The 20,505-nt window shown below is 65.4% G+C and carries 25 protein-coding genes; 16 read left to right on the top strand and 9 right to left on the bottom strand.

The genetic code is table 11. The features are described 5' to 3' along the window. Positions 1 to 111: 111 nt before the first annotated feature. Together ETD85_RS00900 and ETD85_RS00895 are read right to left on the bottom strand one after the other, a co-directional pair. A complete protein-coding gene (locus tag ETD85_RS00900) occupies positions 112 to 1,530 on the bottom strand; it encodes a helix-turn-helix transcriptional regulator (RefSeq protein WP_138687629.1) in 1,419 nt (472 codons plus the stop codon). Positions 1,531 to 1,885: 355 nt separating this feature from the next. After that, positions 1,886 to 2,881, bottom strand: coding sequence for an LAGLIDADG family homing endonuclease (locus tag ETD85_RS00895; RefSeq protein WP_170246442.1), 996 nt, complete (start codon positions 2,879 to 2,881; stop codon positions 1,886 to 1,888). Positions 2,882 to 3,530: 649 nt separating this feature from the next. Between ETD85_RS00895 and ETD85_RS00890 the strand changes: the two genes are divergently transcribed. From ETD85_RS00890 to ETD85_RS00880, 3 genes are all read left to right on the top strand, one after another. Continuing rightward, on the top strand, positions 3,531 to 6,098 hold the full coding sequence (locus tag ETD85_RS00890) for a DEAD/DEAH box helicase (protein ID WP_138687627.1): 2,568 nt from the start codon (positions 3,531 to 3,533) through the stop codon (positions 6,096 to 6,098). A 28-nt stretch (positions 6,099 to 6,126) separates the two neighbouring features. Continuing rightward, positions 6,127 to 6,513 (top strand): DUF6907 domain-containing protein, encoded by a 387-nt coding sequence (locus ETD85_RS00885; protein WP_138687626.1) that lies wholly within the window; start codon positions 6,127 to 6,129, stop codon positions 6,511 to 6,513. A gap of 144 nt (positions 6,514 to 6,657) precedes the next feature. Next, the gene (locus ETD85_RS00880; protein ID WP_138687625.1) at positions 6,658 to 6,912 is read left to right on the top strand and encodes a hypothetical protein; all 255 of its coding nucleotides are present in this window, start codon (positions 6,658 to 6,660) and stop codon (positions 6,910 to 6,912) included. Positions 6,913 to 7,094: 182 nt separating this feature from the next. Here the strand turns inward: ETD85_RS00880 and ETD85_RS00875 are convergent, their stop codons facing one another. Next, complete coding sequence (locus ETD85_RS00875) at positions 7,095 to 8,195, bottom strand: TraR/DksA family transcriptional regulator (RefSeq protein ID WP_138687624.1); 1,101 nt, start codon at positions 8,193 to 8,195, stop codon at positions 7,095 to 7,097. On the opposite strand from ETD85_RS00875, the gene ETD85_RS00870 reads away from it, so the two are divergent. After that, on the top strand, positions 8,194 to 8,472 hold the full coding sequence (locus ETD85_RS00870; protein ID WP_138687623.1) for a hypothetical protein: 279 nt from the start codon (positions 8,194 to 8,196) through the stop codon (positions 8,470 to 8,472). The genes ETD85_RS00875 and ETD85_RS00870 overlap by 2 nt on opposite strands. A gap of 62 nt (positions 8,473 to 8,534) precedes the next feature. Then, a complete protein-coding gene (locus ETD85_RS00865) occupies positions 8,535 to 8,861 on the top strand; it encodes a hypothetical protein (protein ID WP_138687622.1) in 327 nt (108 codons plus the stop codon). A 146-nt stretch (positions 8,862 to 9,007) separates the two neighbouring features. Here ETD85_RS00865 and ETD85_RS00860 read toward each other — a convergent pair whose 3' ends face one another. The 4 genes from ETD85_RS00860 to ETD85_RS00845 form a co-directional block, all read right to left on the bottom strand. After that, positions 9,008 to 9,478: a hypothetical protein gene (locus tag ETD85_RS00860; protein ID WP_138687621.1), complete on the bottom strand. Its 471-nt coding sequence runs from the start codon at positions 9,476 to 9,478 to the stop codon at positions 9,008 to 9,010. Positions 9,479 to 9,589: 111 nt separating this feature from the next. Further along, positions 9,590 to 10,210, bottom strand: coding sequence for a hypothetical protein (locus tag ETD85_RS00855; protein WP_138687620.1), 621 nt, complete (start codon positions 10,208 to 10,210; stop codon positions 9,590 to 9,592). A 352-nt stretch (positions 10,211 to 10,562) separates the two neighbouring features. After that, positions 10,563 to 11,084: a hypothetical protein gene (locus ETD85_RS00850; RefSeq protein WP_138687619.1), complete on the bottom strand. Its 522-nt coding sequence runs from the start codon at positions 11,082 to 11,084 to the stop codon at positions 10,563 to 10,565. A gap of 136 nt (positions 11,085 to 11,220) precedes the next feature. Continuing rightward, the gene (locus ETD85_RS00845; protein ID WP_138687618.1) at positions 11,221 to 11,775 is read right to left on the bottom strand and encodes a hypothetical protein; all 555 of its coding nucleotides are present in this window, start codon (positions 11,773 to 11,775) and stop codon (positions 11,221 to 11,223) included. Between the two features lie 311 nt (positions 11,776 to 12,086). Between ETD85_RS00845 and ETD85_RS00840 the strand changes: the two genes are divergently transcribed. Further along, complete coding sequence (locus ETD85_RS00840; protein WP_170246441.1) at positions 12,087 to 12,839, top strand: endonuclease domain-containing protein; 753 nt, start codon at positions 12,087 to 12,089, stop codon at positions 12,837 to 12,839. 181 nt (positions 12,840 to 13,020) lie between these two features. Here the strand turns inward: ETD85_RS00840 and ETD85_RS00835 are convergent, their stop codons facing one another. Continuing rightward, complete coding sequence (locus ETD85_RS00835) at positions 13,021 to 13,476, bottom strand: NUDIX hydrolase (protein ID WP_138687616.1); 456 nt, start codon at positions 13,474 to 13,476, stop codon at positions 13,021 to 13,023. 74 nt (positions 13,477 to 13,550) lie between these two features. On the opposite strand from ETD85_RS00835, the gene ETD85_RS00830 reads away from it, so the two are divergent. The 10 genes from ETD85_RS00830 to ETD85_RS00790 all read left to right on the top strand — a co-directional run bounded on the left by ETD85_RS00830 (position 13,551) and on the right by ETD85_RS00790 (position 19,197). After that, positions 13,551 to 14,336 carry a GntR family transcriptional regulator gene (locus tag ETD85_RS00830; RefSeq protein ID WP_206058005.1) on the top strand — a complete coding sequence of 262 codons (786 nt, stop codon included), beginning with the start codon at positions 13,551 to 13,553 and terminating at the stop codon, positions 14,334 to 14,336. A gap of 123 nt (positions 14,337 to 14,459) precedes the next feature. After that, entirely contained in the window at positions 14,460 to 14,834 is a 375-nt protein-coding gene (locus ETD85_RS00825; protein ID WP_138687615.1) for a helix-turn-helix domain-containing protein, read from the top strand. Between the two features lie 95 nt (positions 14,835 to 14,929). Then, positions 14,930 to 15,259, top strand: coding sequence for a hypothetical protein (locus ETD85_RS00820; RefSeq protein WP_138687614.1), 330 nt, complete (start codon positions 14,930 to 14,932; stop codon positions 15,257 to 15,259). Beyond that, a complete protein-coding gene (locus tag ETD85_RS00815) occupies positions 15,259 to 15,750 on the top strand; it encodes an SsgA family sporulation/cell division regulator (RefSeq protein ID WP_138687613.1) in 492 nt (163 codons plus the stop codon). Before ETD85_RS00820 ends, ETD85_RS00815 begins: the two co-directional genes overlap by 1 nt. Beyond that, positions 15,747 to 15,968, top strand: coding sequence for a hypothetical protein (locus ETD85_RS00810; protein ID WP_138687612.1), 222 nt, complete (start codon positions 15,747 to 15,749; stop codon positions 15,966 to 15,968). Before ETD85_RS00815 ends, ETD85_RS00810 begins: the two co-directional genes overlap by 4 nt. Beyond that, positions 15,965 to 16,105, top strand: coding sequence for a hypothetical protein (locus ETD85_RS62795; protein WP_170246440.1), 141 nt, complete (start codon positions 15,965 to 15,967; stop codon positions 16,103 to 16,105). The genes ETD85_RS00810 and ETD85_RS62795 overlap by 4 nt, the downstream gene beginning before the upstream one ends. A 101-nt stretch (positions 16,106 to 16,206) precedes the next feature. Beyond that, positions 16,207 to 17,778: a hypothetical protein gene (locus ETD85_RS00805; RefSeq protein ID WP_138687611.1), complete on the top strand. Its 1,572-nt coding sequence runs from the start codon at positions 16,207 to 16,209 to the stop codon at positions 17,776 to 17,778. Continuing rightward, entirely contained in the window at positions 17,775 to 18,230 is a 456-nt protein-coding gene (locus ETD85_RS00800; protein WP_138687610.1) for a hypothetical protein, read from the top strand. Before ETD85_RS00805 ends, ETD85_RS00800 begins: the two co-directional genes overlap by 4 nt. After that, complete coding sequence (locus ETD85_RS00795) at positions 18,227 to 18,781, top strand: GIY-YIG nuclease family protein (protein ID WP_138687609.1); 555 nt, start codon at positions 18,227 to 18,229, stop codon at positions 18,779 to 18,781. The genes ETD85_RS00800 and ETD85_RS00795 overlap by 4 nt, the downstream gene beginning before the upstream one ends. Then, complete coding sequence (locus ETD85_RS00790; RefSeq protein WP_138687608.1) at positions 18,778 to 19,197, top strand: hypothetical protein; 420 nt, start codon at positions 18,778 to 18,780, stop codon at positions 19,195 to 19,197. The genes ETD85_RS00795 and ETD85_RS00790 overlap by 4 nt, the downstream gene beginning before the upstream one ends. A 908-nt stretch (positions 19,198 to 20,105) precedes the next feature. Here the strand turns inward: ETD85_RS00790 and ETD85_RS00785 are convergent. Then, positions 20,106 to 20,303 carry a hypothetical protein gene (locus ETD85_RS00785; protein ID WP_138687607.1) on the bottom strand — a complete coding sequence of 66 codons (198 nt, stop codon included), beginning with the start codon at positions 20,301 to 20,303 and terminating at the stop codon, positions 20,106 to 20,108. Positions 20,304 to 20,505 lie beyond the last annotated feature (202 nt).

The following is a 20,505-nucleotide window of genomic DNA, read 5'->3' as shown; positions in this document are numbered from 1 at the left end:
CAGAGCGGCACGTCCACACGCCTCTCCTCGGCCACCTCTCTTCCGCCAACGCGCGGTAGGCGGCGGAGGAAAGGCGTCACGACGCCGACGCTTGGACACCATGAACAGGCCCTAGTCGTCGCTGAGGGATGTCGGGCTGAAGGCGCGTTTGAGGAAGTCCTCGCGGGTCTTCTTGTCAAGCTCGCCGTCGAGGGCCAGGGCTGTGGCCAGGGAGTTTTCGATCACCTCTCGGGAGATTTCAAACCGGCGCTCCGCTTCACCGGTGATCTCGGCGATGGTGTAGGCAGCAGTGGACGGGTGGTGGCGGATAAGCCAGTCGATCATCCGGGCCACGTGGTGCACGATGCCGTAGGAGGGTAGGTCTTCGTAAACGGGCTCCGGTTTGCCGGCGGCGACTGCGCGTTTGCGGTCGTGCTCGTGGATGCTGCGGTGGAGCTGCTGGCCGGTGGCGAACTCGTCCAGGACAGCGTGGCGGAGGGTGATGGCCAGGTCTTCGGCGGAGATGATCGAGCCGAGGCTGGCGGCGACGTCCCAGCCGAGTTCCTCTGCGACCTGTCCGACGGCTTGCTGTGTACGCCAGCGCAGTGCCCAGCGTTTACGCCGATCGGGGTTGTCCCACAGCGTCGAGGAGAACACGCGGGTGAACCTCGTCCATAGCTCGGCCACGCCGATGGGCAGCGTGGCTTCGCCCACTCGGGCGGAGACGGCCTGGTCGAGGCTTTCGGAGCTGCGATGACGGCGTTCGACCCATTCTTCCGCGACCGGGCGAGCCCAGACGTTGCGGCCGCTGACGGTGGCTTGGGGCGGGGGTACGTCTCCTTCGCCGCGGGAGACGTACGCGCGCAGGGTGGACGGGGCGACACCGGCGATCTGGGCCATCTGAGTGAGGCTGACGAGTTGGTCGGCCGTGAGCTCGGGGGCCGAGAGCTTCACCACGTTGGGCGAGGCGGACGGAGTTGGGCGCTGGGCGGCCCACGCGGCGAGGTCGTCCAGCCAGCGGCCCTGGTACGGGGTGTCGAGGTCGACCTGGTCGATGTCGAGGATGTGACCGTTGCCGGGGTCTGCATCGCCGTTTTCGAGGAGGTCCGCGGCGGTGACGTTTGTCGCGGCCGGGACGCGGCGGCGCACGTAACGCTCGCTGGCGTGGTCGAAGATTTGGGATGGGCGGTACCAGGTGGTGCCGTCCCACCAGTAGCCGCCGGCTCGGAAGAGCTGGGCGGTGTCCAGGTAGGTCGTGTGCGCGCCGGCGGCGTCGGTGTCGCGGTAGAGGATGACGGAGCGGCCGTGCTGGGGGTGCCAGCGGACCAGCCAGGCGAGGTCTTTGCGGACGGGGTCGGTGGTGAAGGCGACCCAGCCGCCGTCGCGAGCCTTGTCGTGGCGTCCCCAGGTGCCGGTGCCGTGGTGGCGGCCGATGGCTTCCACGGCACGGGGGTCGTCGATGGGGATGTGGGCGTCGTCGACGAAGGGCAAGTCGGGGATGGGGTGGTCGGTTCTTAGCCCGTTGGCGACAGGCTGCTGGCGCTGCGGCATTATGACTCCTGGCTAGCGACTACGCTGTAGTTATTTACAGCGTAGGCGATGAATGCCTACAGCGTACACAATGACAGGGCTACAACGCTATTACTCCGTAGTGCCGCGCGGCGTCGCCTGAACGGCCTAGTGCGCCCGCCCACGTGTCTGCGGGTTCGTCGACTTGGTGGGGTTGGTTTGGTTACACGGACATCTCGCTGGCAGGGGACGGCAAGGCGCCAGAGAGGTCCCTCCGTGAAGCAGGTGCGTCGGCCGGTCACAGCGTCGCAGCTCTGTGGCACGTCAAAGAGGTGCACCCGACGAACTGAGCCCGGGGACGGAGTGGTCGAGATTATTGGTGGCCGCCGTCCGCCGGCTACTCCAAGTTGGACGCGAGGACGTGGGTGTTGTGCGTTGGGAGCATCGATCGCCCAGCGAGGAACAGATGGTCATCGGAATCGACCGCGATACACCTGACAGGCACACTGTCCACCGGCTCAATGCTGGTGATCGCGCGAGACGACTCCGAGCGGAGCGTGCGGCATCGCGATGACTTGCGCTTGAGCTTGAACGGCACGTCGCCCGACGGCGTGAACGAGACGCGCCACGTCCCAGCCGCCCGATTCTTCCAGCGCTCGTCGGACTGCCAGGCGCCGGTCGCGGCCCTCCACCCCATGGACCGGGCGAGATGCTCAACCGCGTCCACAAGCGCTCGGCTGGACGAGGTGAACGTGCAGTTGCCGCGTTCGTTGACGTAGCCGTCGCTATCCATCAGGCCTCGTAGGAGTTCGAGCCTCTGCTCCTGAGAGGCCCACAAGTACAGATCCGGCACGTGCTTGTTGCCGAGCACACCCAAGGCGCGCAGGGCATGCTGTGACGTGCCCTGCTTGCCGTACCGCTGGCCATGGTTGAACCGGATCTGGACGGCGCCCCTGTCCTCGCCATAGTCATAGACCGAAGTCGTCATGCCGGCCTCTTCGAGGTTCCGAAGCGTCTCGTCAAAGTCATCGCGGCCGACGGTGAGCGTGGCGACTCTGCTGTCCCCGTCGCCAAGCCACATGCCCATGACATACGGATCGAGTGGTAGGTGCGCGGGCCCACATTGAAGGGGTTCTGGTCTAGGCACCGCGAAACGGAGTCCGCTGTACCAGTTGGCCGTAGCCATCTGGTCGGTGGTCCACTCGGCCCAGCGCTGCTTGCTCTTGCGATCGAACGCCCACCAGTGGTGCGTGGCGTCCGTCACCAGCGAGTCGCCGTCGTCGAAGGTGACTCGGTAGCACGGGCGCCCATGCTTGATCGGAGCTACGCCCCAGACCAGGACGGGTTCACCGTCTCGGCTGAACACGTAGTCGCCGATTTTGAGGTCCGCCATCGTGGACCATCCATGGGGCGTGGGAATTGGCGTATCGAGCGCTAACGGCTCCTCCGCACTCATATGCGCTTCTCTGCCAGCATGTTCGCTTGTTACGTCAGCGTGTTCGCGGCCGACAGCGCTGCCTCGGTACAGGCACTTCGGCGCCACGAAGAGCTCCTTCAGAACGACGATCGGCATAGTGGCCGACAGACCCGGATAAAAGAACGATGGATGGTGCGAGCCGCACTGTAACGGCGATCACCGACAGTTCTGTCCACAGACGCAGGGAGTGCGAGATCCAGTTCAAGCGGATCTCAGTTGGCATGGCCACCGGGGAGGTGGGGACCGATCCAGCCGATGCAGAGCCGTCCTGTTGCCGCGTGTCGTCGTAAAAGTGCAGCCTAGGCACGGGTGTCTTCGGCCCGTTGAGCCGGACGCTCGCCAGCTGCGGGCGTGCACCTGCTCCGTTGCCAGTACTGCACGACTCGGTCTTACACCAATGACGGCACTTGGTCACAGCTCTATGACTCCACGGCTTCAACCGGTGTAGTGAGTGCGCGATGTCAGCTGACCATTTTGGATTGGGCGCGACAGGCCGAGACCTGCGAGGGATGATGGCGCCGGGCCGACGCGCTGGGAGCCACGAAGTCAGGAAGGAACGTGCCAAATGCCGCTCGATCTGAGCCTCGTGGGAAAAGGGCGTCGGGAGCCGCTGGTGCGACCGCGCGAGATCTACGCGGCGCTGTCGCGGCGTCCCTGGCCCTATCTGCGGCACGAGCAGGGCGAGGTGCTGGAGACCTGGTTCGCGCGCCGAAGCCAGCGCGACATCGTTATCAAGCAGAACACCGGCGGCGGCAAGACCGCCGTCGGCCTGCTGATCGCCCGCAGCACGCTCAACGAGGAGGTCGGCACCGCGGTCTACCTGGCTCCGGACCGCTATCTGGCCGCCCAGGTCCGCGCCGAAGCCGACAAGATGGGACTGGCGGTTACTGACCGGGTCAATGACCTGGCCTTCCGCAGCGGCCAGGCCATCCTCGTGACCACCTTTCAGAAGCTGATCAACGGCCAATCCGTCTTCGGCGTGGTCGGCGACGCGCGAAGCAAGCTCCAGGTCGGCATCGTCGTCGTCGACGACGCGCACGCGGCGCTGGCCACCACCGAGGCCCAGTTCCGGCTCACCATCCCGGCCGAGCACGCCGCCTACGGTGAACTCGTTACCCTGTTCGCCCACGAACTCAAGGAACAATCGCCCAAGAACTGGGCCGATCTCCAGACCAAGGACTACACCGCCACGCTGGCGGTGCCGTTTTGGTCGTGGACAGCCCGCCAGCACAGGGTCATGGAGATTCTGCATCCGCACGCCGACGAGGACGGCTTCAAATTCACCTGGCCATTGATCGCTGACGTGCTGGATCTGTGCACGGTCTCCGTCACCAGCCAGGCCATCCAACTCAGTCCGCCCTGTCCATCAATCGCGATGATCCCGGCCTTCGCTACCGCGCGCCGCCGGGTTTACCTGACCGCCACGCTGTCCGATGACAGCGTGCTCGTCACGGACTGGGATGCCGACCCCAAAGATGTGGCCAAGCCCATCACCCCGGGCAGCGCCGCCGACCTTGGCGACCGCATGATCCTCGCGCCAATCGCCCTCAATCCCCACCTCCGCGACGACGCTGTGCGCGAACTCGCGCGCCAGTACGCCGACGGCGATCGCGACGGTGATGGCAGGCCGGACGGGCGGCCGGTCAACGTGGTCGTGCTCGTACCCAGCACCCGCGCCGCCGCTGCGTGGCACCCCTACGCTGATCGAATCGTGCACGCGCAGGAGCTGCCACAAACGATCACCGCTCTCAAGGCCGGGCATGTCGGCCTGGTCGTGCTGGTCAACAAGTACGACGGTATCGACCTACCAGACGCCGCCTGCGAACTGCTGATCCTCGACGGCATACCCCGTCCCATGGACGCCACCGAACGCCGTGAGGCCGCCGTGCTATCGGGCAGCCGCAGCATGCTGATCCGCTCCATCCAGCGCATCGAGCAGGGCATGGGCCGCGGGGTGCGCGACAGCGAGGACCACTGCGCCGTGCTGCTGCTCGGTGGCCACCTGTCCATCGCCCTGCACGATCCCCAGCAGCGGGCGATGTTTTCCCCGGCGACCCGGGCCCAGATCGATCTGAGTCGCGAAATCGCCGACCAGCTCACCGGCGCCGGCCTCAGTGGCATCCGGATGGCGCTCAACCTGTGCTTGGACCAAGACCCGCAATGGCGGACCTTGAGCCGCCGCGCGCTGGCCGACGTGCACTACGCCATCGCAGGCCTCGTACGACCAGAAGCTGTTGCGCTGCGCCAAGCCTTCGATCTGGCCGCCACCGGCCGGCACGCTGATGCTGCGGACCAGCTCCGAAGCGTGAGCAGCACTCTTACCGACTCGGCGGTAAAAGGCTGGGTGGCCGAGCAGCGCGCCGCCTACCTGCACCACGTCGACCCGGCCGCCGCCCAGCGCGTGCTGACCAAAGCGCTAGACGACAACCCGTTCCTGCTACGCCCGGCCGGTGGCGTCACACCGGCGCACTTGCGGCCCGCAGCGGCTCAGGCCGAGGCGGCCGCCGCGTTCCTGGCTCGCTCGTACTCCGACGGCACCGCCCTGCTGTTGGCCGTGCAAACCTTGATCGACGACGTGGTCTGGGGGGATGAGGAACGCACCGAAGATGCCGAGCGCGCCTGGCAGCAACTCGGCGAGCACCTTGGCCTGACCAGCACTCGCCCGGAAAGAATGTATGCCACCGGCCCGGACAACCTCTGGGTGCTCAGCGACCAATGCCATGCCGTCATTGAACTCAAGACCGGTCGAGGCACTTCGACGATAAGCAAGCACGATCTTGATCAGTTGGGCGGCAGCGTCCGCTGGGGCTGCAAGCTCCACCCCCAAGTCGCCGCACTGCCTGTGATCGTGCACCCCAGCAGGCAACTCCACCGCCAGGCCAACGCCGTCGACGGCATGTGTGTCATCACCCCCGACACCTGGCAGTTGCTGGCCGACGCCGTCCGAGCCTGGGCCGAAGCTCTCACAACCGGACATGAACGGTGGAGCGACCCGCACGCGGTGCGCGAGCAACTGGCCCACCACAAACTGACCGGCCGAAAGCTCTTCACCACCTACAGCCAGCCGCCACTAACCGCCGACGCCCAAGCAACTACGTCGGAACAGGACTCCCCTCGGGCAGATGCCCCCTAGGGTGGACGCTGGCGGAGGAGGCTCACCGATGGTCGATGACCACGTTGGCGACGGCCGGACCGCAAAGGAGCAGCTGACCGCGCTCGGCATCAGCTTGCAGCCCTGCCCCGCATGGTGCACCGGCGACCACTTCGGTGACGACGTCGTCCTTGACCGTACGGACGGCTTCCACCACACCACCGACGACAGCGAGATCAAGGGCCTGAATCGGCTATTCGCCGACGACCCGGACGTCCAGAGCGTGCAGGTGCGACTGACGTCGTGGGTGAACACCCTCGACGCCGCGGATCGCCAGCCGGCGCGGGTGAGCCTTACCATCGATCGAGCCGTCGAAGAAGTCGAGTTGTCGCCGCAGCAGGCGCGGGAGATCGCAGCTGAGCTCGTCAGACTCGCGGAGATCGCCGAAGCCGACTGATAGTCGGCCGTCGGACCCAGCCGGTCGGACGAGTCTCTGTTCACGATCGGTGACCGTGGTAAGGACAAGGCTGCTTGGCCGGAGATCCCTGTACACCCTGTTGACGGGCTCACGGGTATTGGAGAGCCTCGGTGGATGGGTGTGATGAAGTCACGCATCGAGAAGATCTACCGCAACCACCGAACTGGGCGATTTCCCAACGACACCAAAGGCAGCGGCGGAAAGTGCAGCGCACATTCCGCCGGCAGTTCGTTCCCCTGCGACGAAGACGGGGTCCACGATGTCCTGCTGCGCGAAGAGGACGGCACGCCTGTGTGGTGGGCGGCGTGCGAGACCTGGGTTCGAAAGCATCCGGATGCGGTCAAGCACCTGGAGCGACACGGCTTTGTGGACGAGTGAGTAATCGGCGGCTCCGCATGCCACTCACCTCCCGTTGTAAACATGCTGCCGTACCAGTCACACCACTCGACTACATGCGAGCGGAAGTTCATGTCGGCAAGATCCTGACAGAAGTCTCTCGTTTCATGCCGCGAAGCGCCCCAAGTTGAAGCTCCTACTCAATCGGACCCGTCACCGGCATGTCAGTCATCGTCCGCGCCGCCGACCCCGCCGAAATGACCGCTGAGTTCAGGCTGTGAAGCACCGTGTCTTACGGCAGTAGCCGGCTCCTCTGGCAAGCTTTGCAGGTCGTCAAGAAGCTGGCCTGGGCACTTGAGCAGTTCCGGATTGCGTTCGAGGTAGCAGAGTTCACGCTGTGTCAGCTCTCGAACGATGAGCAGCTCTACATCCTTCAGAATCAGGATCGACCCGATCATTACTGCTGCGCGGCGCTCGTCCTTGAGAGCAGCGATCAGTCCTGTGGCGGCTGCGCACTTCTTCTCATCCACGGCGGCCTGCGGCTCATGCAAGGTTCGCAACTCAATTGCTCGTCGCACTTCATCGAGTAGTTCTTTGGTGACTTCTGAACTCGCGACCTGCTTGCCGCGCGTAAACAGCGTACGCAGCCAGGAGCCATGAATGGGTGACGACCACCCCCAGTCCTCCAAGCCATGCGCCGCGAGTAGATCCCGAACAGCGCGTTCAACGTCTGAAGAGCGCCGCCCATCTTCCAGATAGATCGTCACTGGAAGCCCTGCCGCCTCGCCGGTGGCGGCATGCAGCCCCAGTGCCACACGGAGACCGGCCTCAATCGGCGAACGTGCGAGATGGGCCATAGGTGGTCCGGCGTGATCTCGAGCCGCCAGGATCGCCAGTTGGTTAGCCCAGCCCTCCAGGGCACGCTGAGTTGAGGTGCCGGACGGTTCCGATGTAGGTGATGACGGTCGGACATCCGGTTCCAGGTCCGCTGAGATATGCCGTCGTTCCTGCTTACCTTGGCAGTGTACGCAGCGCGGTGCCTCAGGACGTGCCTCCAGGCGTGCTTCATACACCGGCCTGCCGCAGTCGACGCACCTGCCGTAAACACCTTCGTCGATGCGCTTGAGCGCTTCGATCACTGCGCGGCGCTGTGCGGTGGCCACGTTCAACATGGCCTGGGCGCGATCGGCGTCGGTCAGGTTGTCTCCTGCGGCGGCCGCCGAGTGCTCGCGGATGGCGACAGGGTCACCTTGGAGAACCCCGATCGCGCGGTCCAATTCTGCGAGCATGTCTTCTAGCCGCTCACGAGCGGTCGTATCGTCCATGAATTCCCTCGACATCCCCTGTTCGGTCCTCGGGTTGCCCCCTTCAGCATCGCACTCGGCGGCAAAGACGGAGGGTTTCGATGCCGAAGCAATTCGCCACGACTACCTCAATCGGCTCGCCGCGGCGTACGCGCAGACCGGAGGAAGGATGGTCTATCCGGTGCAGCGTCCGTCGCTCGCGCAAGCCGAAGGCTTAGCTCCGGGTGCTGCTCAGCAGCGCCTTCCGAAGGTCCTGATCTGGCCCCTGCTCGCCGCGCGGCCGGGTAGAGTCCGGTGACGAGCGGCGCGACCTATTCGGAGGGTCGCCCAGCCGCCCTGGTCCTATTAGGAGGGACACCGATGGCACTCAGCCGTCTCGCCCGCCACTTCGCGGCGGAGATCAAACACCACGACTGGATCGACGCCCCTTACCGGCTCGACGGAGCCGGCCACAGTCGCGACCTCGACACGAAGAAGTCGCAACAGGCTCTCGAGCCGGACGATGCCGAACGCGTCAAGGTGAACGTCATGTGGGTGACCGCACAAGTCCTCGGCCACGACGACCCCAACTTCGACATCGTCGAGTTCGCCCGCGCCTGCGGCATCCACCACCTGTCGGAGGGAACGCTGCGGTACGGAGCACGTCGCAACCCCGACGGCAGCTACATGGCGCCGCCCGAGCTGTAGCCACGAAGGTCTGAACGTCGGCCCGGCTCTGGCTCCAGATGTTCGCGAACGCCAACATCTGGAGCCAGAGGTCGCCGAGTCCGACTCGATAGCGCCTGATGGGCTCCCGAGGTTCCTCCAGGCTCGATGACATTGGCAAGGCCGTTCTAGCGCACGAGCAATGCGGCCCTGTCGATGAACCTGTCGATGGCCTGCCGAACCTCGCCCATGCGCTTATCCAGTTCCTCGAGGGTTGCCAGCGTATGAATGTCGGCAGCGAGTTCCATCGCCGCACTGGCAAGCCGTACAGCCTCATCATCGTCCGTGAGCAGGCGTACCAAGCAAAGCGCCTGCCACGCAGTGGCTCGACTCAGGTTCTGGACCGCTTTGGCCTCCGCGTACGCCTCCGGACTCGCGTCCGCCCGTCTCTTCGCCCCCCATCGTGCCCCCTGCTTGGTACGAAGATCTAGAACAGCGCCGGCGAAGGCGCTATAAGCCTTCATGCGCTCCTGGCGGAGCCGCTCTGTCCGCGTGAAGCTCTCGGTACGGGTGACCGTCCATCTCTGGAAGAGGAAGGTCGTGAGTGAGCCCAGAAGGGTTCCTGCGACAGCGATAAGTGCAGCGAAGACAACCTGCATGGCATCAGTTGAGCATCGCCATGCCCGATGGCAAAACCTTAACTTTGCTCCGTTGCTCCCACGCGCGACGGTCCAGACCCAGGTGAAGCGCACGATGCGGCCTGCCCGATGTCAGACGGCGATGAACAGTTGAGGCAATGCGGACAATTCGGTCCATCGTTCTTTGAGGGCTTTACGTCGCGCAGCTTCCTCTGCCACCTCAGCCTTTAGGCAGTCCCACGCCTTTTTGCTGTCGATTTCACTCATACACTCTTCTATCGAGTGGTGGTACATGTAGACGGCGGGAGCCTCGCAGGTGACGGCGTTGATCCTAAATGTGGACGCGTCGCGAGGGCCGCTTTCGTCGTCGTCCCAGATGTTGACGCGATCAAGCCACTTTGGCCGCTGATGCCCGTTGCTGCAGTACTTGCCCTGAATGGCGTCACCGGCCCACTCGGAATAGAATACTTCTTCAAACCACATGGGCTCATCAACGCGGTTGCGGTAGAGATTGTCTCCAATCTGCCAGATGACATGCAGGTGTTCGCCGTCGCTGTCGCACTTGTCCGGGTGATAGTTGACGTAGCCCCATGGAACACCGGCCAGGCTGCCATCAGCAGGGGATACCAGGCGACGCTCGCGGAGTTGCCGGAAGACTGACAGAGTCACTCGCTTGCCGGAGACGGTGAGGGTCTTCACCTCAACCGTGGCTGTGGTGACCTGCGCGTTGTGCGTGGTGAGCTTCTCGGCCACGGGGTTTCTCCTTCGCCCGGTACGTTGCTCTCGGTTTGTACACCTTCTGCCGTCAGCCCACCATCGGAAATCCCACGATACGCGTGGGCTTGTTGCGCTCGGGCGCCCTACCTCTGCGACCTCAGGCGCGGCATCCCGTTGAGATAGCCTCCGAAAACCGTTACATGGCACCGCCGTACTGCAGGGCCGCGGCCACTGACCGGCCGAACGCCCGCCGGTCGGCCACACGCCGGGCTTCTTCTTGTGCGGCGGTGAGCAGTTGTTCCGCTTTCGTCAGTGTGATCGTTGCGGTGCAGCCTCGCCGCCGCCTCGTACCCCCGCAGCAAGCGGTCGTGCGCGCACGGCCTCGATGTCATCGGGTGACGTTCCATCGGCGGCCGAGAAGGAAAGCGAGCAGGATGAGCGCCAGGGTGTACCCCCAACTCGTGCGATGTAGCCGGGAGCACTTCCGGCCGCGGCTGTAACTGCTGCTGGGCCGCGTTGACAACGGTTGTGATAGTCGGGATGTGGAGGCTCTCTCTCGACGGCCGCAGCTCCAGGCGCCGACGTATCCGGTCGTGACGGCCACCCCAGTGATGATGGCCCACGGCACCACTTGACCTATGGCCACATCGGCGACGCGGTCGGCGTACGACCCCCCTGGCATGTCCACTTTATTGGGGAACAGTGATAACCCCAGCAGAAGTTGCTGCGTCGGATAGGCCGTGATCATCGCAACGCACATGGTGATGACCGAACCGACCGCGATGCCTTTCAACAGGGCACTCCAGAAGGAGTACGGCCGCGGAAAGCGCAGGAAGGCTGCGATCACGAGTAAAAGCGCACCGCCGACCAACGTTGAGGCCCACGACCAAGCACCGTCGTCCTCCAGCACAGTGAGGCCGATCGCGAGTAGGACGGCAGTGAGGGCGGCCGGGTCTTCACGGGAGGTCTCACGGCGAGGATGTGACTCCACGATGCCACCGTGGTGATGCCCTAGCCACTCGCGCGGGCGATTTCGAATGGTCAGGTCATCCCGGCTTCATCACCGGGGACTCCACGTCGACGACATCTGACTCAAGGCCGACAGCGAGACCCAGCACTGGGCCTCTCAGAGGATTGAGATACGGGGGGCCAGCCCGCAGGCCACCGGCTCGGACGACGCTCTCGATCTCACGAGCCTTTGACGCACTCGTGCAGGTTAGGAATCGGTAACCGAGATGCTTCCGGATGTAGTCTCTGGTCAGTTGATCAAGGCTAAGGTGACCGCGGCCGAGGTCTGCCTGCTGTTCGGGAGTGAGGGTGGGGATGACCAAACGGTCGCAGATGTAGACGTTGAACTGGTCTCCTGACCGCCTTCCGGACGCGTGCGCTCGCAGCCGGGTCCATAACCCCTGAGGCTTCCGTGGCTGGCCGGGCTGAATCTCCAGTTGCTCTGGTCGCAGTTCTCGACCGCTCATGCCGGCGTAGAGGAGCATGTCTCCGTGCCACACGGTGTACACGCCGATAGCGATGTCAGGAACCAAGTCATTCGGCCAGTCGGAGAACTTGAAGAGCGGCCCCTCTTGTAGCACCTTCACCCGCATGAAGGTACAGCTTCCGCAAGGGTCGGAGCGTCTCAGGCGCAGGTGCTGTGCTGTGCTGTCCTTCGGGCCCGCCTACGGCCTGAAGGCGACGTAGCGGGAGCCCGGCAGAATATGTCGGTGTCGAAAGCTACTGTGCCCCTATGCCCACGGAGATGGCGTCCTACAAGGACCATCAACGACTTCTCACGGAGTTTGAGCCCTGTCGTTCGTGTAGCTGCACCCCAGAAAGCCCTTGTCCTGGGCCATGCCAACGTGACCCACTTGCCGATCGTAGAACCCTGGGGCTGTGCTCGGCGTGCATCCCACGTCACGTGGCCTTCGCACGCTTCCCCGGTTCGAAAAGGCATTCCGAGCGGCGTAACCAGCCGAGCCTGCAGCAGCTGAGGCAGATTCGCGGCTGGCGGTGCTTGATCTGTGAACGTGACGAGACTCTCGGCGTCGAAGACGATCGGTGGGGTGTTCCAGTTGTCCGCGTGGTTGACGTGTTCGACCACCCGGACGACCGCGGCGCATGGCTCGGATCGGTGTGCTACGTCCAGGACCTGACGTCGTCTCACCGGGTCTACGGTTGCTTGCCCACACTCGGCCGCGTTGCGCGCGGTACTCGGTACGGTTCCGTGCGCTGGCTGGAGCGGCTGAAGTACTACCGGGACAACCCCGTGCCGTACTCTCTCATCCCCGGTATCAAGCCCATGATCGAGGATCGGCGAGTGGCAACTCGACTCCAGGGCTGTGGCGTGGATATCACGGCCGCTGAGATCGCCTCGTTCCGGTCCGTTGCTGGCAGCGAGTGTCAGGTGTGCCACTTGAGTGCCGCCAAACGGTACCCCCGCCAGAAGGCGCCAGTCGGCCTTGATCACGACGACCGAGAGAAGCGTGCGCGGGGCTGGCTCTGTCAGGCATGCAACGGTGCGATGCAGTTTATGGATCTACCTGAGCCTGAGCAGCGTGACCGCTATTACGCGAATGCCCTCTGGCTGTTCCGGGACGCCGTTGGTGTACGGGGAGACGCCTGGTATAGGACGATGCCGTGGTATCAGGCGTTGGAGGACCGGCCCGCGTAGGTGAACGTTGTCGCGGGCCGCCGAACTGACAGGCAGGTTGCAGAGCTGAGTTGATCGAGCCGTGCTCGAGACCGCACAGGACACAACTCCTAGGCGTTCCCTAGGCCGAGTATCCCTCGGGCTACGTGCAAGCTGACCTCCTCGAACGTCTCCCATACGGGCCACCGTGACGGCGGGCTGCTCAGACGTCGCAGACCTCGTGCTCCATGAGCAGGAGATTGGTTCCGTCATGGTGCCGAATCTCAGGAATCTCTGACAGTTGCATCGCGTCGAGAACCCGAACGGCGAACGCTTCCGTGGCCAGCGTGCGGACATCCTCAGCTGTCGCCCACATCACCGCTTTCGCCTCCTCCGTCACCGTTGGTACGCCGGCGACAACGCGGCAGCGGAAGACGAGAGCGATGATCCCACGTGTCATGTTCTTGTACACGCCGGTGAGGACTGCTGCTTCGACCTCCAGTCCGGTCTCCTCCCGGACTTCCCGTACGAGGCCGGCCATGATGTCTTCGTCCCGCTCGAGTACACCGCCAGGTGCTTCCCAGTGGCCGTTGTCGCGCCGCTGAATGAGGAGAGCTCGACCGTGCTCGTCGAGGATCACGCCTGCGACGCTGACCGAGTGTCGACTGTCGTGGCCCACGTGACCCTCCTGGAATTAGTGACTGACTGACTAAACTCACGCTAGTACACGTCTGTACGAGTTGAGGAGTTGGCGTGGCCGATCTCATGCTTCCCGCGATCGACAGCGCCAGCGACAGGCCGGTGTTCAAGCAGATCGCAGATCACGTAAGGGATGCGATCAACTCGGGAAAGCTTGCTCCGGGCGACAAGGTACCGTCCGAGGCCCAACTGATCGAGCATTACGGCGTAGCGCGCATGACGGTTCGCAACGCCCTCCAACTGGTGCAGAGCGAAGGGCTGACCGTTGCAGAGCACGGGCGTGGCGTCTTCGTACGGAGGAATCCTCCGGTACGTCGCCTGGCCTCGGACCGTTTCGCCCGCCGTCACAGGGAGCAGGGCAAAGCCGCCTTCATCGCAGAGACAGAGGGCGCCGGGGGCAAACCTGCCGTTGACTCCATCCGCGTGACGGAGGAGGACGCCTCGGCAGATGTACAGAAGCGCTTGGGCCTTCAAGACGATGTGCGGGTGGTAGTAAGGTCCCGCCGATATCTGATCAATGGAAGACCTGTGGAAACGGCCACTTCTTACGTGCCGGCGGCCATCGCGCGGGACACGCAGATCGCTCAGCCAGACAGCGGCCCGGGCGGCATTTATGCCCGCCTGGAAGAGCTCGGGTATCGGCTGGACCACTTCGACGAAGAGATCCGGTCCCGCATGCCACTGCGTGATGAGATCACCGCGCTGAAACTGCCTCCTGGTGTCCCCGTGTTTCACCTCATCCGTACGGCATTTGCGCAGGACGGGCGTGCTGTAGAGGTGTGCGACACGGTCATGTCGAGCGACGCCTACGTTCTGTCGTACCAACTTCCTGCCCGATAACCCTTGAACTCCTCTATACGAGTGTGGATTATGTGAGAGACAACTCCTCTAGTCGTGTAGTTATGTGATCTCCGCCAGGTCTGGCGTGAGACATGTGACTCGACTCGTTGGATCGGAGCTCTCATGCAGGATCAGGCCCTCGCGCCTGTGATCTTAAGGATCTTCGCTCAAGCGCTGGCTGCCTCTGGCTTCACTGTCACTGAGACCAACACAGACCAACAGGTCAGCAGCGAAGGCGATGATCCCAAGTTCTACAGCGTGGCCAAGGCCGCGTCCCTTTTCGGGATTTCGCCGATGGGGCTCTATCGAGCGATTCACAGCGGCCGGTTTCCTGCCGTACGCGTGGGTGCGCGGCGCTACTTCATCCCGGCCGCTGCCATTCACGAGATGGCTGAGGCCGCCACGCTGAAGGGCCTGGTTGACGCTGCGGATTGGGTTGCAGGACCAAACCCCATCGTGGCCGATCCGCTCTCCTCGAACGCCGAGGTCGTCGCCTGATGCGCGCCATCTCCCCTGACACGCGAATGGCGGCCCCTCACCGCCAAGATCCGGGCCGCCCGCGTGTCCCCGACATCGCCGAGGACGAAAGGTACATGCCCATCATGGCACACATCGCCGTGACCATCCCCGTCCAGCGTACGGCTGAACTGCAGGAGCAGCCGGACCAGCGCCCGCCCTGCAAGCCGTGGTGCGTCGAGCACCTGCCGACCGATCTCGGCCCCGGGACGTGCGTGGCCGAGGACCAGAAGCCGGTCGCCGGCGAGGCGGTCGAGCTGACCTACCAGCCCGATGAAGGCGCCCGCATCAGCGTCTGGCGGGAGAGCTTCAAGTTGATCTCGCTCGACGACGCCGAGCGGCTCGCTCACGCGATGCTCGTCCAGATCTCCATCGCCCGCGGCACGCTGACCGGGGCGGTGTCGTGATGCAGAACCTCATCCTCGACATAGTCTGCTTGGCCGGACGAGCCGTCCGCCGGTCGATTAAGAACATCGTCCCCAGCGGGTACAGAGTCAGCGTCCGCAAGCCGATCATCCTGTGGGAGGCTGCGGCCGGCGACCAGCGGCCGTACTTCTGCCTGCTCATCTACCGGAGAAGCGACCCGTTCGCGGTCACGCTGCTCGTCCCCGACCACACGACCAACAAGGTCACCGAGGTCGTGTTCGACCGCGGGCTGGCCATCGAAGGCCTCGACCAGCCGGCCGGTGTCGGCGCCGTACGGATCGAGCCGCACCTCCTGGACCCCCTGTACTCCACATACACACTGCCCTTGACGCCTGGCGGCACCGAGTTCTTCGCCGAGCGGGCACCGCTGGAGGACTTCGTCCTCGACACCTGCGCGCTGGTGCCATCCGGCACCGAGCGCCCGCAGGTTACCGCCGCGCTGGATCGCTGGCTGGCGGGGGTGGCCCGGTGAACCTCCTCGACACGCTTCTGCCCATCGTGGGCGCGCTGGTCTGGCTGACTCTCCTGACCGTGGTCGTCGTCGCCTTCTACCGCCGTTTCTGCCCCTACAAGGTCGTCGGGCACAGCCCGTCCATGGGTTTGATCGGCGTCCGCTGGCGCGACGACCCCAAGCGCACCCACTGGCTCACACCCGCGCACCTCGCCCAGCAGAAGGGCCTGCACCGATGAGCGTCGAGAGCACCCTTCTCCAGATCGAGCAGGAAGCCCTCACGACCGAGCGGGCACGCCTCGCGGCTGCCGAGGACCTGCTTGACCTCGTGAACGCAGAGTTGGCTGCGATGCAGGAGGCAGTCAACCGCCTGTGAAGATCTCGATCTCAGCCCGTCCGGTACGACGCCGGCACCCCAGGGAGCAAGCCCTGGGCGGGCACGCGACACAGCCATCGGCCAGAGAACGGAGTAGAGCCGTGAGCACCAGCCACCCGGACGCCCCCGAGCGCAGTCACCCCCGCGCATTGTGGCGATCCAGGGACGAGCGAGAAGCCGCTAAGGCCGAGGCTCGCGCCAAGACCGCCCAGGCCGAGCTCGACGAACAACGGCTGCGCGCCCAGCGCGACACGGAGCAGATCGAAGCCGACCGCGAACGGGAGCGACTCCAGCGCGAGGCCGACGCCGAGCGGCAGCAGGACAAGCCGCTCAAGGACGACGCTCGTGGCACCGACCGCCTCACCTTCATCGCAGCCGGCATCGCCACCATCGTTGCCGGACAAGGCATGTGGCAATTCCTCGACCGGATCATCGGTGACGTGCCCTGGCCACTCCGGGCGCTGATGTTCGCCTTCCTGGAGATCGCCGTCGTCACTTCGGCGAAGCGCGCCAGGGCCAGCATGCGCAAGAACTTGTCCGCAGGCATCGACGGCGTTGCCGTGTGGATGTTCACCGCCGTATCGGCGGTGCTGGCTGCCATGGAGGCGCGCAGTCTGCCGGAGGGCGTGTTCCGGCTCGCGGCCCCGTTGGTCGCGGCGTGGCTGTGGGAGCGCGGCATGGCCATCGAACGCCACCGCATCCGCGGCACCTCAGGCATCAACTGGCGCCTCACTCCAGAGCGGATCCTCGTCCGCCTGGGCATCGCAGAGGCCACCGACCGAACCGCGTCCGAGGTGGACGCCCACCGCAGGCTCAAGCGAGTCGCCCTTGCCGTGAAGAAGCTGCATCAGCTGCGCAAGGCGAACTCCTCCGATCGGAAGATCGCTGCCGCACTGACTAAGCGGGACCGGTTCCTGGACCAGGCGGTGGAGCACACCGACCTGGCGCGGAACCCGCGGACGCAGGAGATGTTGCTCGACCTGGTGACGGCGCTCGGCGGGGCGGACAGCCTGTCGGATCTGCTCGACACGGCGATGGCGCCGTGGGCGAACCTCGACCATCCCGCGATCACCGGTAAGCGGCGGCTGAGCGAGGCTGCCCGACTGGCGGAGGAGACGCGTCGCCTCTCGGACGCGGTGCTGGCCCAGCGAGACCCGGAGGCGGCGGCGACGATCGAGATGCTCGCCTCGATGGTCGTTGGCCGGCGCATCCCGCCACCTGGGACCGACACCCGCGACGGGGTGGCGCCGTCGGTAGCGGATCTGGTGGCGGGCAGGGTGTCACTGCGTGCCGTCCCGCTGCCCCCGAACGACACCACGAGCGCCACCCAGAGCGACACCGGCACCGCTACCGGAGACCAGGTAGCGCCGGAGGTAGCGGACGAGGTGGCGGATCTCGACGCCGAGGAGATCCTCTGGCAGCTCCGTGAGGAGCCCGACGACGACATCGACGACACCGAGACCGCTACCACGAGCGCCACAGACGCGATGTGGCGCCACTGGCAACAGGCTGTCGCGAAAGGTGAGCTACCGACCGGTGCCGACCTCGCGCGTGAGGGCGGCTGCGTCGAGTCGTACGGGCGCAGAAAGCGCAACGAATGGCTCAGCCAGTTGGACGGGCGCACGCGCCGCCGTCTGCTCGGTGCAACTCGCCGCGAAAGGACTGCTTCATGAGCAGGAACACCTCCGGGCCGGGGTGGTCCGGCGACATGCTGGACCGGCCGGAGATGGTGCAGGCGTTCGCCGCCCAGCTTCGCCGGGTGCTGTCGGATCAGGCTGCGTTCGTGGCCCAGGTCCGGCGCGACGCCGAAGCCATGTGGAAGGAGAACCCCCCCGAGGGGTACAGCTCGTTCGAGGCGTGGTGGCGGCACAGCCGGGTCACGTCCCCGTTCGCTGAGATTCAGGAACTTCTGGAAACGGCGGCCAAGCGGACGTTCCGGTTGGCGGCGCGCTACGAGAAGCACCGGCACACGATCCCGGACGCTCGCCGGGCCGCTGTCGAGGCCAAGCAGCAGCAGGCGCTTCCGCCCGCCGAGCCCGAGCAGCAGGCCAGGCCGCCGCAGAAGCGCCGCACGAAGGCCGACCAAGACTTCCTGGAGATGATCCGGCAGGACAGGCCGGCATGAACGAGCCGATGAGTAGCAGTGAGCGGCGCGCTTACAACCAGCGCCTTTTCCGCTGGCAACGGTATGAGGCCGCTCTCGCCGGGGCCGGGAATCCTCAGTCGTGGGTCTACGTCATTGGCTGCGACGAGGTCCGCCTCGTCAAGATCGGAATCAGCAGCAACCTGCAGACTCGACTGGCCGCTATGCAGATCGGGTCCCCGGTCATCTTGCGGCTGCTCTGGGCGATTCCCGGCAGCATCGACGTGGAACTGGACCTTCACGAGTGCTTCCGTGAATACCGGAAGCACGGAGAGTGGTTCGACTTCGGCGACGAGAACCCGGTGGCGATGGTCGCCGGTGCGGCTGTTCTGCTCGGCCACTGGCGGCCACACGGCCTGGCCGAGGTGTCGCCTCGCCACGTCTCCTCGGAGGCATTCAGCGAGCCGGAGCTGGAATCGGTGGACGAGGAGATTCCCCGCGTTATCTTGCCTGATTCACTAGACGCGCCGACCACGCAAGTCGCCCCGCCTCCTCTGCCACCCGGCCCTCGACGTGCTGAGGAGACGCCTTGACTCGTCGAGCGCCTCGTGCGCAGTCCAGCGTGGGCAACAGGCGCCGGCACTGGGAAGTGCGGCGGGAGCAGAACGCCGCGCTCGGCGCGAAAGGTGTCGCCTACGCCTGGTCAGACCAGGCGAGAGCGACTGCTACCACTCAGGCCCGCCGCGGCGACCACAGCGGGTGGAGCAACCTCGTCGTGACGCTACAGACGTTCTGCTCGCGGTTCCCTGCGGCCGACACCCGGCGGGCAGCGAACCAGACCTACCACTGGGAGCGGAGGTTGGCGGTGCTGGAGGGCGCGAGCCCGAAGGCCGTCGCGTTGGCGTGGTGGGACCGGGCCCGCGTCGTGGCCGGCGACCAGGACGACGACGCGGGATGGAACGACCTGGCAATGACGCTCAGCAACTACTGCCAGCACTACAAGGCGTGATGTTCATGTTCATCTTCATCCGCCGAATCTGCCTCGCGCGCACATTATGCGGACGCGCGGACGCGGACGCGCGCGGACGCGTGCGCGCGAGGGTACCGGTCACTGTCCGTCGATGCATGGGGGGCGCGGATCATGGACGACGATGACGCGAATGTGGTGCGTTTCCAGCCACGAGGGGAGACCCCTTCCGTGCCGCTCCCGCCGCTGCCTCCCGAGCCTCAGCCGCGCATCCCTGTCTTCGCGGGCGTGACGCACACCGGCGAGGAGGACGGCGGCGGTGCCCCGGGTGTGTGGCCGAACCTGCTGTCCGTGGACGACATGCGGCCGCCTGTAGCGCTCTCCATGCCCGGCTTGCCGTCGGCCGCTTCCGGCCCGGACGATGGCGATGAGGAGGGCGCGTTCACGCCGCCCGCGCCGGAAGACCCCGACCATCCGACCGCGCGGGACATGCTCGCCGTCGCCATGGCGTTGATGACCGCGCTCGGTGTGGCCGCAGCGCAGGGCATGTGGCATCGGGCACGACGGCGTGCGGCACTCGCGGATGAGGCGCGGGCCCGTGCCGACAAGGCGGGCCACAAGGCCGCTGGCGGGCATGGACGGGGCGGGTCGAACGGCCACGGCCTACTGTCGGGCTCCCCTCCCGAGGGTTCGCGCCGGCGTCGCGGCGGGGGACGTGGCGGGCACGGAGGAGGCTCTGGACACGGAGGCCATAAGGATCCCAAGAGGCCGAAGGGGCGCCCGAAGGACCACTCCGGAGGGCACGGACTCGCGAAGAGTAGGAAAGATCACAAGAAGCCATACCGCGGCCTGCTGAAGGCGGGCAAGGGTGGCAAGACCGGTGGCCACGGAGACGCGTCCAAGCGGCGTAAGAAGCGCAGCAAGGGCGGACTCGGCTCCGACTCCTGTGTTCAGACCAGGCCGGACAGTAAGCCGCCGAAGCGGCCCAAAACGAAGACCGACGGCAAGACCACACCGGCCTCGAAGACGCCGAAGAAGCCTGGCGGAAAGCTGCGGTGGAAGGCACCCAAGGACAAGCGCGACGGCAAAGGCCCGAAGGGCTGGATGTCGGGCCGTCCGGGCGGCGGCAAGAAGGTGTCGAAGATCAAGCCTCCCAAGAAGCTGAAGTGGAAGAGTCCCAAGCGGCGTCCCGGGCCCGACGGCGACAAGGCCCTCGAAGCGCGGAAACGCTGGAGCCGCAAGAACACCCAGAGCCCCCATGTGAAGCGCCGTCGCCGCACGTCGTGGGCACGTCAGGCCTGGAAGGACGGCAGCCGGCGGGTGAAGCGCTGGCACCGCTCGGCGTTTCCC

Source organism: Nonomuraea zeae (assembly GCF_005889725.1).
In the GTDB taxonomy this organism is placed as follows: Bacteria; Actinomycetota; Actinomycetes; order Streptosporangiales; family Streptosporangiaceae; genus Nonomuraea; species Nonomuraea zeae.
Note: the sequence above shows the minus strand (reverse complement) of the source record. Positions and strands in the feature narration are given on the sequence as shown.

What these genes read in the sequence shown, in the direction of transcription:
- ETD85_RS00865 (WP_138687622.1), top strand. Translation starts at nt 8,535, where the DNA reads ATGGCACTCAGCCGTCTCGCCCGCCACTTCGCGGCGGAGATCAAACAC.
- ETD85_RS00845 (WP_138687618.1), bottom strand. Translation starts at nt 11,775, where the DNA reads ATGCGGGTGAAGGTGCTACAAGAGGGGCCGCTCTTCAAGTTCTCCGAC.
- ETD85_RS00880 (WP_138687625.1), top strand. Translation starts at nt 6,658, where the DNA reads ATGAAGTCACGCATCGAGAAGATCTACCGCAACCACCGAACTGGGCGA.
- ETD85_RS00820 (WP_138687614.1), top strand. Translation starts at nt 14,930, where the DNA reads ATGCCCATCATGGCACACATCGCCGTGACCATCCCCGTCCAGCGTACG.
- ETD85_RS00890 (WP_138687627.1), top strand. Translation starts at nt 3,531, where the DNA reads ATGCCGCTCGATCTGAGCCTCGTGGGAAAAGGGCGTCGGGAGCCGCTG.
- ETD85_RS62795 (WP_170246440.1), top strand. Translation starts at nt 15,965, where the DNA reads ATGAGCGTCGAGAGCACCCTTCTCCAGATCGAGCAGGAAGCCCTCACG.
- ETD85_RS00875 (WP_138687624.1), bottom strand. Translation starts at nt 8,195, where the DNA reads ATGGACGATACGACCGCTCGTGAGCGGCTAGAAGACATGCTCGCAGAA.
- ETD85_RS00885 (WP_138687626.1), top strand. Translation starts at nt 6,127, where the DNA reads ATGGTCGATGACCACGTTGGCGACGGCCGGACCGCAAAGGAGCAGCTG.
- ETD85_RS00895 (WP_170246442.1), bottom strand. Translation starts at nt 2,881, where the DNA reads ATGGCGGACCTCAAAATCGGCGACTACGTGTTCAGCCGAGACGGTGAA.
- ETD85_RS00825 (WP_138687615.1), top strand. Translation starts at nt 14,460, where the DNA reads ATGCAGGATCAGGCCCTCGCGCCTGTGATCTTAAGGATCTTCGCTCAA.
- ETD85_RS00800 (WP_138687610.1), top strand. Translation starts at nt 17,775, where the DNA reads ATGAGCAGGAACACCTCCGGGCCGGGGTGGTCCGGCGACATGCTGGAC.
- ETD85_RS00870 (WP_138687623.1), top strand. Translation starts at nt 8,194, where the DNA reads ATGAATTCCCTCGACATCCCCTGTTCGGTCCTCGGGTTGCCCCCTTCA.
- ETD85_RS00795 (WP_138687609.1), top strand. Translation starts at nt 18,227, where the DNA reads ATGAACGAGCCGATGAGTAGCAGTGAGCGGCGCGCTTACAACCAGCGC.
- ETD85_RS00860 (WP_138687621.1), bottom strand. Translation starts at nt 9,478, where the DNA reads ATGCAGGTTGTCTTCGCTGCACTTATCGCTGTCGCAGGAACCCTTCTG.
- ETD85_RS00900 (WP_138687629.1), bottom strand. Translation starts at nt 1,530, where the DNA reads ATGCCGCAGCGCCAGCAGCCTGTCGCCAACGGGCTAAGAACCGACCAC.
- ETD85_RS00815 (WP_138687613.1), top strand. Translation starts at nt 15,259, where the DNA reads ATGCAGAACCTCATCCTCGACATAGTCTGCTTGGCCGGACGAGCCGTC.